General features: G+C 70.5%; 10 protein-coding genes. 3 read left to right on the top strand and 7 right to left on the bottom strand.

What is annotated here, in order from left to right:
• Nucleotides 1–156 precede the first annotated feature (156 nt).
• The gene (locus ACZ48Z_RS07390) at nucleotides 157–2931 is read left to right on the top strand and encodes a helix-turn-helix transcriptional regulator (protein ID WP_468734829.1); all 2775 of its coding nucleotides are present in this window, start codon (nucleotides 157–159) and stop codon (nucleotides 2929–2931) included.
• Between the two features lie 362 nt (nucleotides 2932–3293).
• Entirely contained in the window at nucleotides 3294–3551 is a 258-nt protein-coding gene (locus tag ACZ48Z_RS07385; protein ID WP_468734828.1) for a hypothetical protein, read from the top strand.
• 387 nt (nucleotides 3552–3938) lie between these two features.
• Here the strand turns inward: ACZ48Z_RS07385 and ACZ48Z_RS07380 are convergent, their stop codons facing one another.
• The 7 genes from ACZ48Z_RS07380 to xylB all read right to left on the bottom strand — a co-directional run bounded on the left by ACZ48Z_RS07380 (nucleotide 3939) and on the right by xylB (nucleotide 13898).
• Nucleotides 3939–5702, bottom strand: a complete 1764-nt coding sequence (locus tag ACZ48Z_RS07380; RefSeq protein ID WP_468734827.1) for a hydroxysqualene dehydroxylase — start codon at nucleotides 5700–5702, stop codon at nucleotides 3939–3941.
• Between the two features lie 481 nt (nucleotides 5703–6183).
• Nucleotides 6184–7707 (bottom strand): aldehyde dehydrogenase, encoded by a 1524-nt coding sequence (gene adh / locus ACZ48Z_RS07375; RefSeq protein ID WP_468734826.1) that lies wholly within the window; start codon nucleotides 7705–7707, stop codon nucleotides 6184–6186.
• A gap of 56 nt (nucleotides 7708–7763) precedes the next feature.
• Nucleotides 7764–9080 (bottom strand): winged helix-turn-helix domain-containing protein, encoded by a 1317-nt coding sequence (locus ACZ48Z_RS07370; protein WP_468734825.1) that lies wholly within the window; start codon nucleotides 9078–9080, stop codon nucleotides 7764–7766.
• A gap of 72 nt (nucleotides 9081–9152) precedes the next feature.
• Nucleotides 9153–9752 (bottom strand): N-acetylmuramoyl-L-alanine amidase, encoded by a 600-nt coding sequence (locus ACZ48Z_RS07365; RefSeq protein ID WP_468734824.1) that lies wholly within the window; start codon nucleotides 9750–9752, stop codon nucleotides 9153–9155.
• 29 nt (nucleotides 9753–9781) lie between these two features.
• Complete coding sequence (locus ACZ48Z_RS07360; protein ID WP_468734823.1) at nucleotides 9782–10801, bottom strand: acetamidase/formamidase family protein; 1020 nt, start codon at nucleotides 10799–10801, stop codon at nucleotides 9782–9784.
• A gap of 381 nt (nucleotides 10802–11182) precedes the next feature.
• Nucleotides 11183–12391 carry an ROK family protein gene (locus ACZ48Z_RS07355; protein WP_468734822.1) on the bottom strand — a complete coding sequence of 403 codons (1209 nt, stop codon included), beginning with the start codon at nucleotides 12389–12391 and terminating at the stop codon, nucleotides 11183–11185.
• A gap of 61 nt (nucleotides 12392–12452) precedes the next feature.
• Nucleotides 12453–13898, bottom strand: coding sequence for a xylulokinase (xylB, locus tag ACZ48Z_RS07350; protein ID WP_468734821.1), 1446 nt, complete (start codon nucleotides 13896–13898; stop codon nucleotides 12453–12455).
• A gap of 146 nt (nucleotides 13899–14044) precedes the next feature.
• Between xylB and xylA the strand changes: the two genes are divergently transcribed.
• A complete protein-coding gene (xylA, locus tag ACZ48Z_RS07345) occupies nucleotides 14045–15211 on the top strand; it encodes a xylose isomerase (RefSeq protein WP_468734820.1) in 1167 nt (388 codons plus the stop codon).
• The last annotated feature ends 164 nt before the right edge of the window (nucleotides 15212–15375 follow it).

The raw sequence follows: 15375 nt of genomic DNA, 5'->3' as shown, positions 1-15375 counted from the left end.
ACGTGGTTGCCCGCCTGGTCGACTCTCGGCCGCCCGGGTCACCGACCCACACCGTCACACAGGGCGGGCGAGCCGACTCGGCACGATCGATCATGGGCGTGGCGATCAACGGACGGATTACCATACCGAGCGAAGAGTCCTGACAAGGGAGCTGCCATGGCGAGGCGCGGTTCACGGGCCGGGCTTCTCGGCAGGGAGAACGAATGCGAGGCCCTCGACGATCTCGTCGTAGGTGCCAGAGCCGGGCGCAGCGGTGTCCTGGTCCTGCGCGGTGAACCCGGGATCGGCAAGACCGAACTGCTGAGGCATCTCCTCGCTCGTGCCACAGGATGCCGCACCATCAGAGCGGCCGGCGTCCAGTCCGAGATGGAGCTCTCCTACGCCGGCCTGCACCAGCTCTGTGCTCCTCTGCTCGCCGGTCTCGACCAGCTGCCCGGCCCTCAGCGGGACGCGCTCGGCACAGCCTTCGGTCTGCGTGCCGGTGCCGCGCCCGACCGGTTCCTCGTAGGTCTGGCCACTCTGAGTCTCATCGCGGACGCCGGAGGTGACCAGCCGCTGATCTGTGTCGTGGACGACGCGCAGTGGCTGGACGAGGCGTCCTCGCTGACCTTGGAGTTCGTGGCGCGCCGACTGCTCGCGGAATCGGTTGTGCTGGTCTTCGCGGTCCGTGAACCCAGTGCCGGCCATGCTCTCGGCAGCCTTCCCGAGCTGTCCGTCACGGGGCTGACCGAGCGCGACTCCCGGACACTGCTCGACTCGGTCGTCACCGGTCCGTTCGACGAACGGGTGCGCGACCGCATAGTCGCCGAGTCACGCGGCAACCCGTTGGCCCTGCTCGAGCTGCCGCGTGCGCTGACCGCCGCGGAGATGGCCGGAGGATTCGAGCGTCCGGACGCATGGCCGTTGTCGAACCAGATCGAGCAGGGGTTCCTCCGCCGCGTCCAGGCGCTTCCGCCCGAGTCCCGACGCCTGTTGTTCATAGCCGCCGCCGAACCGCTGGGTGACGTCACACTGCTGCGGCGCGCGGCCGGGCGCCTGGGGATCGACGCCGACGCCGCCGGGTCGCACGAAGGCGCGACGGACCTGATCACCCTCGGCAACCGGGTACGGTTCCGGCACCCGCTGGTGCGCTCGGCGGCCTATCGGGCAGCAGGCCCGGGTGAACGCCGAGAGGTGCACAAGGCGCTGGCCGACGCCACCGATGCCCGGCTCGACCCCGACCGTCGGGCCTGGCATCTGGCCGACGCCGCCTCGGGGCCCGACGAGACAGTGGCCGCCGAACTGGAGCGCTCCGCGGGCCGAGCCCACGCGCGCGGTGGCATCGCCGCGGCCGCCGCGTTCCTCCAGCGTGCGACCGCGCTGACACAGGATCCCGCGCGACGCGCACAGCGCGCGGTGGACGCGGCACAGGCAAAACTCCAGGCCGGCGCGTTCGAGTCGGCTGCCACCCTCCTCGCCACGGCGGCGGCCGGGCCCCTCGACGAGCTGGGCCGCGCGCGGATCGAGGTGCTGCGTGCCGGGCTCGCGTTCGCCCAGAACCGCGGCGGCGAGGCCCCGCAGCTGCTGCTCACCGCCGCTCGCCGGTTCGGCCGGCTCGACGATGTCGCACTCACTCGTGGGACCTACCTGGACGCCGTCGAGGCGGCGATATTCGCCGGCCGCCTGGCGCGCGGCCCAGGACTGCTGGAGGTGGGCGAGGCCGCCCGTGAGGCACCGCCGGCGCGGCAGCCACAGGTGTCCGACATGGTGCTGGACGTCCTCGCCGTGCGATTCACCGAGGGTTACCCGGCCTCGGCGCCGATGATGGAGCGGGCACTCGAAGCACTCTGCGACGAGCGACTTCCCGTACAGGTGCAGCTGCGTCGGCTCTGGTTCGGGTCCTTCATCGCCTCGGATCTGTGGGACGACGAGCACTGGCACACGGCCGCGGTACGTCATGTGACGGTCACCCGCGAGGCCGGAGCGCTCAGCGCTCTCCCCGACGCACTCGACTCCCGCGCCTTCGTGCACCTCATCGCTGGAGAACTGTCCGCGGCCGAGTCGCTGATCGAGGAGAGCGCGGCGGTGTGCGCGGCGACCGGCAACAGCAACTCGGCACGTCTCGGCCCCCTCGGCCTGGCCGTCTGGCGTGGTCGCGAGGGCGAGGCCCGTACGTTGATCGACGCGGTTCTTGCCGAAGCGGTGCCGCGGGGCCAGGGGGCCACTGTCACCATCACACGCTGGTACGAGGCGGTGCTCTGCAACGGACTGGGCCGGTACGCGCAGGCTCTGGCCGCGGCCCGTGAGGCAGCGGCCGAGCAGCGGGAGATCGCCTCGCCGCGATGGGGCCTGATGGAACTGATCGAGGCGGCCGTACGGAGCGGTTCACCCGAGCTCGCCACCGACGCGCTGGAGCTGCTCTCGGAGGCGACGCGAGCCAGCGGTACGGACTGGGCGTTGGGCGTGGAAGCCCGCTCGCGGGCGTTGCTCAGCGAGGGTGACGCCGCGGAGCGCTTCTACCGTGAGGCGATCGAGCGGCTCGGCCGGACCCGGGTCCGCATGGAACTCGCCCGCGCGCATCTCCTGTACGGGGAGTGGTTGCGGCGCGAGAACCGACGCGTCGACGCCCGCTCCCAACTGGACGTCTCACACGAGATGTTCAGCCGGTTCGGGGCGGAGGCGTTCGCGGAACGCGCCCGGGGCGAGTTGCAGGCCACGGGGGCCAAGGTCCGCAGCCACGCGGTCGCGACCCCCACGGCTCTCACCTCGCAGGAGGCGCAGATCGCCCGGCTCGCCGGGGAAGGGCTTACCAACCCCGAGATCGGTGCCCAGTTGTTCATCAGCAGACACACGGTCGAATGGCACCTCCGCAAGGTGTTCTCGAAGCTCGGCATCTCCTCCCGCCGGGAGATCCGTGCCATCCAGTTCGAAGGCGAGGCCACATCCGCCTGATCCGTGACGGGAGTGACCTCCGGAATTCCGAACGGACCTTGGCCGGAACGCTGCGCAAGTGGGTCCGCCATGACAGCAAGAGCCACTGGAAGCCTTCGCTCTTTCGCGCGGGATGGACCGCAGTGCGCTTCGGGGTGTCACGGCTCAACGGCGATCAGCGGCACATGCACTCGACCCACGATTGGTGTCACGGCTACCAATGTTGTGACACTGTCACAGAACCCCCGGGTACCCGGTCATCACCTGTGGTCAGCCGCGATCGGAGATGTGGAGGACGGCGGCGAAGACGACGCAGCGAGGACGAACCGGACCAGCGGGCCATGTGCGTGCACCGGACCCCACGAACTGACATGGAGACAACAGTGTTCGAGCACCGGACAGAGGCCGAGATGAGGCTGTACTCCGAGAAGAGGGCGAGGGAACTCGCCCTGCAGAGGCGGCAGAAGGAGAGCGACGGCAACAAAGACTCCACCGAGAAGACGGAAGCGGTGAACGGCGGCCCACTGGAGAACAGCGACATCACCGCAAATGATGACGCCGTCGATCCGCCGTCCTGGGTCGGCGAGGCACACATGACCACGGGACCAACGGTCGTCGCGGACCCGGAGCGAGCCGACTGACCTCCGGTGCGGGCCGGGTGATGACCGCGATGCGGGTTGCAGGAGCCGTCATCGAAGCGCCTTTGCTTGCCGTGTCCGGTTGCCTGGAGCGCAACGATGCCTCCAGGCAACGGACTTCAGGCTCTAGAAGAACCCGAGTTTCTTCGGACTGTATGAAACGAGAAGGTTCTTCGTCTCGTGGTGGTACACGCGACGCTCCTGCTCTGAGCTGCGGAAACGAGCCCGCTGTCGGCGGTCGATGGCAGCTTGGTCCGGAAATGGCCCGGATCTTGGTCTCGGGCACCCGATCCGGACCGTCCCCGGGCGTTCAGCAATTCAGCGCTGATTCGCCGGAGCATCGGGAGAGCCCAGGGATCCCCGTCGCCGGGGACGGGTTCAGCGTTGCTGTCAACCGACGTCGAAGAGATTAGGCAGTCGAAGGAGGTAACGGGTGCGGTCGTGGCGTTTGATCCGCTCGAACTCGGGGGCCCGGTACAGCGGGGTGACGGTGCAGCGTTCCGCGGTCGAACCGATCCCGTCCAGCAGGGCGTTGACGGCCTGCCGGGCCGAGGTGTTGGCGCCTTCCATGGTGGCCAGATCGATGGGCACGGCCACATAGTCGCCGGACAGGAAGAGGTTGGGGATCTTCGTAGCCGATCGCGGACGGTGGTGGAAGGTTCCTGTCGGATGGATGAGCAACTGCTCCTCGTTGACCGGGTTCGGAGTGCCGAGGCCGTCGACGGCCGGATCGAGGAACCAGGAGTGCAGCACGGAGTCCTTCAGGACCGTACGGCCGCTGTCATTGAGCGCCGCCTTCAACTGCGCCCACACCTCGCGGGCGACTTCGGCGCGGGTGCACTGCTTGGCGGTCTTGCCGTACAGGATGCCCGGCCGGTCCCACTCGGAGACGTCCACGGACAGACAGTCCGCGACTTTGCCGTCGCCGAAGTCGGCAGGGAAGTCGTGGCCCGGCCAGTGCTGGGCCTGGGCGATCGCGGTCAGCGACCAGGGGGAGTCGATCAGGTCGAGGTGGCCGTGCAGTATCGGCGTACGTTCGGTGAGATAGAACTGGATGCCGGTCATCCAGTCCGTCTCCAGCCGGTCGCACTCGGCCAGTTGGGGATCGGCGGCGCGCACGGCGGAGTTCCAGGTGCGGCGCGCGTGCTCGACCGGCATGGCCGAGATGTAGTGGTCGGCGGTGACAGTCCGGCGGGCACCATCCGGGTCCTCCACGACGGCACCGGCGATCCGGCCCGTGTCCAGGATCAGGTCCCGTACGGTCCAGCCGATGTGGAACTCGACCCCGAGTGACCTCAGGTACGTCACCCAGGGGTCGATCCAGGCCTCGTTGGTGGGCGCGTTGAGGATCCGGTCCAGCGGTCCGTCCGCGCCCCGCCCGAGGAGGTTGAAGGCGAAGGCCTCCAGCAGGGTAGCGACGGTACGGGTGCTGGCCTCTTCCGCCTTGGTGGCCACGATGTTGCGGGTGATGCCGATGGCGAGGATCCGCTGGTAGTCGTACGACATCCGTCCGGCCCGTACGAACTCCCACCACGGCATCTGCTCCCAGGTCTCGTCGCGGCGTTCATCGCAGCTGGTGAGGAAGACCAGGAAGCGGTTGGCGAAGTAGAGGGCCTCGTGGAGGGGGAGGTTGAAGGCGGTGTCCAGGACCGAGGTGAGGGCGCGGCGGATGTCGTCGGGGGTGAGTTCGGCCGGGGTGTTGCCGGGCCACGGAAGAGGGATCCGGATGTCCTCGCGGCCGCCCGACCGGGCGAACAGCATCTCCTTGGGGGCGACGAGGTTGTCGTGGACACCGCCCGGGTTGCCGGGGAAGGGGATGCGCCGCATGGTGTCGGGCAGGTTGTGGTAGATGCCGGGGATGAAGCGGAAGCCGTGCTCCCCGGGCAGGGGCCCGCGGCCGCCCGTGCCGCTGTCCGGTACGTCCATGCTGCGGGCCTTGCCGCCCAGCGCCTTGCGTTCGTAGACCGTGACCCGGAAGCCGCGTTCGGCGAGTTCGTGGGCGGCCGTGAGCCCGGCGACGCCTCCGCCCAATACGGCCACGGTCTGTGCGGCGGCGCCGTCCCGGGCCGCGGCCCGTTGGGGGGGCGCGAGGGCGACTCCGCCGCCGGCGGCCGCGGCCGAACTTAGGAACCCTCTGCGTGTGGTGCCGCCCATCGCTACCCCTTACCGTAGGTAACCGCCGACGTACGAGGATATGGGCGACGCACTGATCCCGGAAGAAAGCCAACGGAGCTTGGGCCCCTTTGGCTTGATGCCGCATCACCTTGGCGCACCCGACGGCGGCGGCCAAGGCGTTCCAGATCCCACTGTGGCCAGCCGCATGCCGAGAGGCGGGGAAGTGTTGAGGGAGCGAATTTCATCCTGGAGCGGAGCAACGGACTCATAATCCGTCGGCCGTGGGTTCGAGTCCCACCCGCCCCACGATCCGCTACGCGTCGAGAATCGCCCGGCCGCACGCTCTTACCCCGCCCTCGCCCCCAACTGCGCCCGCTTTCGGCGCCAGAGCGCCGACGCCCTCCATCTCCACGGCCACAGCCGATTCGGCCACCACGGCGAGCAGGAACTTCCCGTAGGGCGGCTACCGCGTTGGGTTGCCTGGAGCGCAACGATGCCTCCAGGCAACCGACTTCAGGCTCTAGAAGAACCCGAGTTTCTTCGGACTGTATGAAACGAGAAGGTTCTTCGTCTGCTGGTAGTGGTCCAGCATCATCTTGTGGGTCTCCCGCCCGATCCCCGACTGCTTGTACCCGCCGAAGGCGGCATGCGCCGGGTACGCGTGGTAGCAGTTGGTCCAGACGCGGCCGGCCTGGATCCCGCGCCCCGCCCGGTACGCCGTGTTGATGTCCCGGGTCCACACACCCGCGCCGAGCCCGTACAGCGTGTCGTTGGCGATCTTCAGGGCGTCGTCGAAGTCGTCGAAGGACGTCACCGAGACGACGGGGCCGAAGATCTCCTCCTGGAAGATCCGCATACGGTTGTCGCCCTCGAAGATCGTCGGCTGGACGTAGTAGCCGCCCTTCAACTCACCGTCGTACTCGATGCGCTCACCGCCGGTGAGGACCTTCGCGCCCTCCTGCCGGCCGACGTCCAGGTAGGAGAGAATCTTCTCCAGCTGGTCGTTGGAGGCCTGGGCGCCGATCATCGTGTCGGTGTCGAGGGGGTGGCCCGGTGTGATGAGCTCGGTGCGGGCGACGGCGGCCTCGATGAACTCGGCGTAGTTGCCGCGCTGGATCAGTGCCCGGGAGGGACAGGTGCAGACCTCACCCTGGTTGAGGGCGAACATCGTGAATCCTTCGAGCGCCTTGTCGCGGAAGTCGTCGTCCTGCGCCCACACGTCGTCGAAGAAGATGTTCGGTGACTTGCCGCCGAGTTCGAGGGTGACCGGCTTGATGTTCTCGGAGGCGTACTGCATGATCAGCCGCCCCGTCGTGGTCTCGCCGGTGAACGCCACCTTGGCCACCCGCGGGCTGGACGCGAGCGGCTTGCCTGCCTCCACGCCGAAGCCGTTGACGATGTTCACCACGCCCGGCGGCAGCAGGTCCGCGATCAGGCTCATCCAGTAGTGGAGGGAGGCCGGCGTCTGCTCGGCGGGCTTGATGACGACGGCGTTGCCCGCGGCGAGGGCCGGGGCGAGCTTCCACACCGCCATCAGGATCGGGAAGTTCCACGGGATGATCTGCGCGACGACGCCGAGCGGCTCGTGGAAGTGGTACGCCACCGTGTCGTCGTCGACCTCGCCCAGCGAACCCTCCTGCGCGCGGATCGCCCCGGCGAAGTACCTGAAGTGGTCGATGGCCAGCGGGATGTCGGCGGCGAGGGTCTCCCGCACCGGCTTGCCGTTCTCCCAGCTCTCCGCGACGGCGAGCTTCTCCAGGTTCGCCTCCATTCGGTCGGCGATCTTCAGCAGGATGCCGGACCGCTCGGTCGTCGAGGTCCGGCCCCAGCCCGGGGCGGCGGCGTGGGCCGCGTCCAGCGCCCGCTCCACGTCCTGCGCGGTGCCCCGGGCGACCTCGGTGAACGGCTGCCCGTTGACCGGGGACGGGTTCTCGAAGTACTGCCCGAGCGCCGGCGCCACGTACTCGCCGCCGATGAAGTGGTCGTAGCGCGCCTGGTAGGAGACGATCGCGCCCTCGGTGCCGGGTGCCGCGTAACGGGTCATGCTGGCCTGCCTCCCTCAGCAGCGCTGCCCGCCGTTGGGCAGCTCTGGGCGCGAGGCTAGGGGCGCGGACGTTGCAACCACGTTGCCGCCGGGGCGGCCAGCTCCGATTCCAGCGCGGCAAGACGGGCCCGCACGCTCACCGTGGGCCGCACGGCCGCGAGCGCCCGCCACACGTCGACGTCGTCCTCGCCCCACGGAGCGTGCGCCCAGTCGGAGAGCAGGTCGGGATCGCGGCGGGCGACCAACGCGGTCCGCAGCCCGTCGGCGACCCGGCGCCTGAGCCGTACCACCGCCGGAGCCTGCGACGCGGGCAGCAGCGGACCGGCATATCCCCGCGCCGCCCCCGTGACCGCCCCGCTCTCCAGCCGCCGCTCGACTAGGGCCACGTCCGATTCGACCGGCACGGTCAGCCGGTACGGCCGCGAGGCCAGCAGTCCCGGCCCGAGAACCCTGCGCAGCCTCGCCAGTTCGGCCCGCAGCGTCACCGGTGGCACCGACTCGTCCTCGTAGAGCGCGCACAGGAGCTCGTCCCCGGTCAGCCCCTCCGGGTGCCGGGACAACAGCACCAGGATCTCGCTGTGCCGACGGCTGAGCCTGGTCCCGCGGCCGTCGCTGACCAGCACCGCCTCGTCCCGGCCGAGCGCGCTCAGCTCGGGGACATCGCCGGTCGGCCGCTGCGGGAGGAGCAGCGCCAGCTGGGACTCGGCGGCCCGCGCGACCGCCTGGACGAAGCCCAGACTGTGCGGATGCGCCAGCCCGTCCCCACCGGTGATGTCCACGGCCCCCAGCACCCGCCCGGTCCGAGGATCGTGCACCGGTGCCGCCGCGCAGGTCCACGGCTGCACCCGGCGGATGAAGTGCTCCGCCGCGAACACCTGCACCGGCCGGTCCACCGCGACCGCCGTACCCGGCGCGTTCGTCCCGACCGCTGTCTCCGCCCACCGCGCGCCCGGCACGAAGTTCATCCACTCCGCCTGCCGGCGGGTCGTGGCATGTCCCTCGACCCAGAGCAGCCTGCCGTGCTCGTCGCACACCGCGAGCAGATGCTCCCCGTCGGCGGCGAAGGTCCCCATCAGCTCACGGACCAGCGGCATGACCCGGGCCAGCGGATGCTCGGCCCGGTACACGCCGAGGTCACCGTCGCTGAGGTCGACGCTCGCCGTTCCGTCGGGCCCGACACCGGCCCGCGCGGAACGCCGCCACGAGTCGGCCACCACCGGGCGCACCGGCCGCTGCACCGTGCCCGCCTCGGTGAACGTCTCGTGGGCGCGTCGCAGCAGCCGGACCTGCTCGGCGGGGTCGGCCCCGGGTTCCAGGGCCACCCAAGGATCGGTCAACTCGGTCTCCCCGGACGGCGATGTGACTGGGGACATCGTCACTCCGGGTACGCGCGCAGACAACCACTTCGACCGGCGTCACCTCAAGCGATGTGCCTCTCGCGCGGATCAGGCCAGTTCGACCATGCTCATGTAGCGCGCCCAGTCCCAGTACGGTCCGGGGTCGGTGTGGTCCGTGCCCGGCACCTCGTAGTGCCCGATGATGTGCCCGCGGTCCCGGGGGATGCCGTACCTCCGGCAGATCTCCGCCGTGAGCTTCGCGGACTGCCCGTACAAGGCCTCGGTGAAGTAGGCGGGCTTGTCCACCCAGCCCTCGTGCTCGATACCGATGCTGCGGGTGTTGTACCCCCAGTTCCCGGCGTGCCAGGCGACGTCGGCCTCCCGGACGCACTGCGCGATATGGCCGTCGGCCGATCGCACGACGTAGTGCGCGGACACCTTCTTCGCCGGGTTCTGGAAGATGTCGAGGGTGCCGGTGTAGGTGGTCTGCGTGACATGGATGATCACCCGGTCCACCCGGTAGGAGTAGGGGCGGTCCGACGCCGTGTAGTTGGACGGGGTGGCCGGCTGCCACTCGGCTGACGGGTGGTCGACGGGCTGGGGAGCCGCCCCGGCCCGCGTCTCGGGAAGCAGCGTGTACGGTACGGCGGCCAGTACGGCCCCCTTCAGCAGTCGCCGTCTGTCGAGGAGCGGTCGTGAGCGTTCCAAGAGTCAAGCGCCTTTCCTGTAGGCGGTGTTCAGCCCCGCAGGGCCGCCGCGGTCTCACGGAGCCGGTCGTGCACCCCGCGGTGAGTCTCGCGCGCGGGCAGCCATTCCTTGCGGATCTTCGCCACGCACGTGTAGTTGGTGTCGCACACGTTGGCCAACGGAGACTCCACGGCCTGGGTCGCGAACTGGTAGGCGTCCAGCTCACTGAACCCGTAGTCGCGCACCAGCCACCGCACGAGGTCGAGCTGCGATATCCGGAACGCGTCCTCCAGCGGACGGGCCGAACCGGTCGAGACGATGTGCGTGTCCGACTCGATGCGCGGCCAGGGCGTGGCGATTCCCTTGAGCAGCTCGACGATCACCACGGTGTTCATCGCGCACTCGACGGCGACCCCGCACGTCTCGCCTTCACCCTGGCGGGCGTGTCCGTCGCCGAGGCTGAGCAGGGCGCCCTCCACGTTGACCCCGAGGTAGCAGGTGACGCCCGCCCGCATCTCCGGTGTGTCCATGTTCCCGCCGTGCGCGTCGGGCACCAGCGCCGAGCGCACTTCAAGATTGGCGGGTGCGACCCCCACGGTGCCGTGCATCGGGTCCATGGGCAGCTCGATCTCGATGTCGCTGTCCCGGGCCCGGAACAGTGCCGTGCGCCGGGTCCGGTCCAACTGCCAGATCCACACGGTCTCCGGCAGCGGGGGCTGGAGCGTGGCGGTGGTGTGCGTGGAGGTGAGCGCGCCGAACAGGGGGACCGTGGTCGACGCGGCCCAGTCCCGGGCCGGTTCGATCGAGACGAAGTGCACGGCGACCGTGTCGCCCGGCTCCGCGCCCTCGATGTGGAACGGACCCGTCTGCGGGTTGAGGAAGGGGAACTCGCACACCTCGGACACCAGATCCTTCTCGGACCGCACCCGCCCCGCAAAACAGTCCTCCGTGTACAGGTCGAGAACCGTGCCGGGGGAGATCCGGGCCACGGGTGGCGCGCCGCCGAACGTCCAGGCGTACTCGCCTGGTCGGGGCCGCACTTTCAGGATCCTGGGGTCGTCGCTCGTCACTGCACGGCTCCGTTCTGCAGGGGTTCGCTGAGGTGGACACGCGCGAGGCGGACACGGGCGGTCCGGACACCAGCCGTATGGACACGGGCGAGGTGGACACGGCCGTACGGATACGGGCGATGCGGACGCGGGCGGTGTCGGCCGCGGCCGTGATGCGACGGAGCAGGATCTCGCGCAGCCCGATGAGGTCGCGCCGCGGCCAAGCAGCCCTGTTCGCCGACATGTTGTGCCCCCCCGACTCCGCTGTTCACGGTGGCTGTGTGCCTCGCGTGGATCACGGTACGGCGCCTGCCGATGGGGCAGAAGTGTGCTTGGTGTTTCGGTGGACAACCTTGGTGATGTGGACAACTCGCTCACCCGACGGGGTGAAGCGGCAGGTGGTCAGGCCCGCTCGCCCACAACCGCGGGGTCGTCCAGCACGGCCCGCACCACCGAGTGAGCGGCCCCCAGCAGCGGCCCCTCCGAACCCAGCCGGGACACGGACACCGGACAGGCGGGGCCGGCCGTGCGTCGGGCCAGTTCGTCCCGCAGCGACGGCAGCAGCCAGGGTGCGAGCCCGGACAACGCGCCGCCCAGCACCACAGTTTCGGGGTCCAGCAGATTGACCGCCCCGGTCAGTGCGATGCCGAGCGCCTCGCCCGCCTCGCGCAGCGCGCCTCGCACCTCCTCGTCGCCGTCCGCCGCGTGCTGGGCGAGCAGTCCGACCCGGTCCTCGCCCGGCTCAAGCCCGGCCGCCCGCAGCACCGCCTCCTCACCGGCGTACTGCTCCAGACAACCCCGACTGCCGCACGGGCACCGGGGGCCGTCCGGCCGGACCGGCACATGGCCCAGCTCGCCGGCGAAACCACGGGTCCCGCGCAGCAGTTGTCCGTCCACCACGAGGGCAGCGCCGATGCCGATCTCGGCGGAGACGTGCAGGAAGTCGTGGGGGGTTCCGTCGCCGAGCCAGAGTTCGGCCAGCGCACCGAAGTTGGCCTCGTTGCCCACGGTCAGCGGGTAGTCCTCGGGCAGCAGGGTGCCCAGGTCCGTGTCGAGCCAGTCGAGGTTGGGGGCGCGGACGACGGTCCTGGCGTCACGCGCCACCAGACCGGGCACCGCCACCGCCAGCCCCGCCGGCCACAGGCCCTCGGCCTCGACCTCCGTCACCACCTGGCGTACCAGGGCGGTGAGTTCGGCGATCACCGGCTCGGGGGAGCGGCCCCGGTTGGCGCCGTACCGCACCACTCGTGAGCGCACCTGTCCGCGCAGGTCGACCGCGCAGGCCGCGAGGTGGTCCACGCCGACCTCGGCGCCTATCCCGGCCGGGCCCCGCCCGCTGACCGCGAGTGCGGAACCCGGTCTGCCCACCCTCCCGGGGCGCTCGGGGCCCAGCTCTTCGAGGAGCCCGGAGCGTATGAGCTCGTCGACGAGGGTCGACACCGCGGCCCGGGTCAGACCGATTCGCGAGGCGACCGCGGCACGCGACAGCGGTCCCTCGGCACTGACGGCGTGCATCACCCGGGCCAGGTTGCGGCGGCGCATGCCCTGCTGTGTGTCGGGCAGGCCGCGGCCGGGACCCGCCGGGTGGGCGTCGTGCAGCGGTGCGGTCATGCCTCCCTCGATCCTCGGTGGATCCGCGTTCCCGTCCTGGGCCGGCCCGCGTCCCCCGTCGTCAGCCGGCCCGCGTCCCCCGCTCCAGCAGCGGCGCCGCGTCGGAGAGTACCCCGGCGATCCTGGCGAGCGTCTCCTCGTCCCGCTCCACGGCCTCCAGTACCGGCCCGGCGGCCGTGTTCCAGCGCCGGGCGACCGCGCCCGGATCCTCGCCGGTCAGCAGTCCTGCGGCCTGCGCGGCGGCGCCGAGCGCGACCAGTTCCTTGGCCTCGGGCACCTGGACGGGGCGTCCCGAGAGCCGTCGTACGGTCTGCCGCCAGGCCGTGCCCTGGGCGCCGCCGCCGATCAGCAGCAGTGGTGTCGAACGGTCCGCGTCCTCGTCGAGCACCAGGTCCAGCGCTCCGAGCAGGGCTTGTACGGCACCGTCGTAGGCCGCCTGGAGGAGCTGGCCGCCGGTGGTGTCGTGACGGAGCCCGTGCAGCAGTCCCGAGGCGTTCGGCAGGTTCGGAGTGCGTTCGCCGTCCAGGTAGGGCAGCAGGGTCACCCCGGAGACCGGCTCCACCGCCTCGCGGTCCAGGCCCAGCAGGGCCGCGACGCGGTCCACGGCGAGTGTGCAGTTCAGGGTGCAGGCCAGCGGCAGCCAGTCGCCGTGGGCGTCGGCGAAGCCCGCCACGGTTCCGGTCGGGTCGGTGGGACGCCGCCTCGACACGGCGTACACCGTGCCCGAGGTGCCCAGGCTCATCACCGGCGTACCGGGACGCAGCCCGAGGCCCAGCGCGGCCGCCGCGTTGTCACCCGTGCCGGGGGCCACCAGGGTTCCCTTGGAGAACGGCAGGTCATGCCCGTCGCGGACGGTGCCCGCGACCTCGCCGGGCCGGACCACGCGGGGGAGCAGAGCCGGGTCGAGTCCCACGTGCGCGAGGATCTCGCTGTCGTACGACTCCGTCGCCGACGCCCACCAGCCGGTGCCGGAGGCGTCACCGCGGTCGGTCGTGCCCTGGCCGGTGAGGCGCTCGGTGAGGTAGTCGTGGGGCAGGCGCACGGCCTTGACTGCGCGCAGGGCCTCCGGTTCGTGCTCGGCGAGCCAGGCCCACTTGGTGACCGTGAAGGAGGCGCCGGGCACGCTGCCGGTCCGCTCCGCCCAGGCCTTCGGGCCGCCCAGCTCGTCGATCAGCCGCTGGGCCTGCGGCGCGGAGCGCACGTCGTTCCACAGCATCGCCGGGCGCACCGGCTCGCCCTGTGCGTCCAGCGTGACGAGGCCGTGCTGCTGTCCGCCGATCGACACCGCGGCGGCCTCGCGGGCCGCGTCTCCGCACTGGCGCAGGGCCTCGTTGAGCGCGTCCCACCACTGACGCGGGTCGCTCTCGCGGCCGGCCCCGGAGGACACGGTGTGCGGTGCCTGGCCACTCGCGACGACCTGGCCGGTGGCCGCGTCGACCACCAGCGCCTTCGTGGACTGGGTGGACGTGTCCACGCCGACGACGAGCGGACCCTCGGCTGCTGACATCGGGCTCTCCCTTGTTGCACGGCTCATGATCTTGAAATGGCTCGGGTCTCCACCCGGAGACGCCTTGTCTCTTCCCAGAGACGTGTGCGCATACTAATTTGTAAACCGCCATGACGAAATAGTCCGGAGCAGCGAGGAGCCGCGTGATGAACTACCAGCCCACCCCCGAGGACAGGTTCACCTTCGGCTTGTGGACCGTCGGCTGGCAGGGAAGGGACCCGTTCGGCGACGCCACCCGCCGTGCCCTCGACCCGGTCGAGACGGTGCAGCACCTGGCCGGGCTCGGCGCCCACGGCGTGACCTTCCACGACGACGACCTGATCCCCTTCGGGTCCTCGGACAGTGAGCGCGAGAGGCACATCAAGCGCTTCCGTGAGGCCCTGGACGCGACCGGCATGAAGGTGCCGATGGCGACCACCAACCTCTTCACGCACCCGGTCTTCAAGGACGGCGCGTTCACCGCCAACGACCGCGACGTGCGCCGCTACGCGCTGCGCAAGACGATCCGCAACATCGATCTGGCGGCCGAGCTGGGCGCCGAGACCTACGTCGCGTGGGGTGGCCGCGAGGGTGCCGAGTCCGGCGGCGCCAAGGACGTGCGCGTCGCCCTCGACCGTATGAAGGAGGCGTTCGACCTCCTCGGCGAGTACGTGACCGAGCAGGGCTACAACCTCAAGTTCGCGATCGAGCCCAAGCCGAACGAGCCGCGCGGCGACATCCTGCTGCCCACCGTCGGTCACGCCCTGGCGTTCATCGAGCGTCTGGAGCGCCCCGAGATGTACGGCGTGAACCCCGAGGTCGGCCACGAGCAGATGGCCGGGCTGAACTTCCCGCACGGCATCGCCCAGGCCCTGTGGGCGGGCAAGCTCTTCCACATCGACCTCAACGGCCAGTCCGGCATCAAGTACGACCAGGACCTGCGCTTCGGCGCCGGTGACCTGCGTGCGGCCTTCTGGCTCGTCGACCTCCTGGAGAGCGCCGGCTACGCCGGGCCGAAGCACTTCGACTTCAAGCCGCCGCGGACCGAGGACCTCGACGGCGTGTGGGCGTCGGCCGCGGGCTGCATGCGCAACTACCTCATTCTCAAGGAGCGTGCTGCCGCCTTCCGTGCCGACCCGCAGGTCCAGGAGGCGCTGCGCGCCTCGCGCCTGGACGAGCTGGCGCAGCAGACCGCGGCGGACGGCCTGAAGTCGCTCCTCGCGGACCGCAGCGCCTTCGAGGACTTCGACGTGGAGGCGGCCGCCTCGCGCGGCATGGCCTTCGAGCAGCTCGACCAGCTCGCCATGGATCACCTGCTGGGCGCGCGCGGCTGAACGAAGACCACGCGCGTGTGCCGTCGGTCGTGAGTGGCCTCCGCCGCCGGCATACGCGCGTGCCGACCGACCGGGACCGTTGACGACGGCGCATGAGCGAGTCGGCCTGTCGCGACCCCTGCACGGAATGTTCCGGAATCATGCGATCCACGGCATGGGTCCGT

The organism is Streptomyces sp. NPDC031225 (assembly GCF_055570355.1).
This window is presented reverse-complemented; position numbering and strand designations above follow the sequence as displayed.

Excerpts from the sequence above, each read along its gene's own strand:
- ACZ48Z_RS07370 (WP_468734825.1), bottom strand. The coding sequence starts at position 9,080 with ATGTCCCCAGTCACATCGCCGTCCGGGGAGACCGAGTTGACCGATCCT.
- xylA (WP_468734820.1), top strand. The coding sequence starts at position 14,045 with ATGAACTACCAGCCCACCCCCGAGGACAGGTTCACCTTCGGCTTGTGG.
- xylB (WP_468734821.1), bottom strand. The coding sequence starts at position 13,898 with ATGTCAGCAGCCGAGGGTCCGCTCGTCGTCGGCGTGGACACGTCCACC.
- ACZ48Z_RS07355 (WP_468734822.1), bottom strand. The coding sequence starts at position 12,391 with ATGACCGCACCGCTGCACGACGCCCACCCGGCGGGTCCCGGCCGCGGC.
- ACZ48Z_RS07380 (WP_468734827.1), bottom strand. The coding sequence starts at position 5,702 with ATGGGCGGCACCACACGCAGAGGGTTCCTAAGTTCGGCCGCGGCCGCC.
- adh (WP_468734826.1), bottom strand. The coding sequence starts at position 7,707 with ATGACCCGTTACGCGGCACCCGGCACCGAGGGCGCGATCGTCTCCTAC.
- ACZ48Z_RS07390 (WP_468734829.1), top strand. The coding sequence starts at position 157 with ATGGCGAGGCGCGGTTCACGGGCCGGGCTTCTCGGCAGGGAGAACGAA.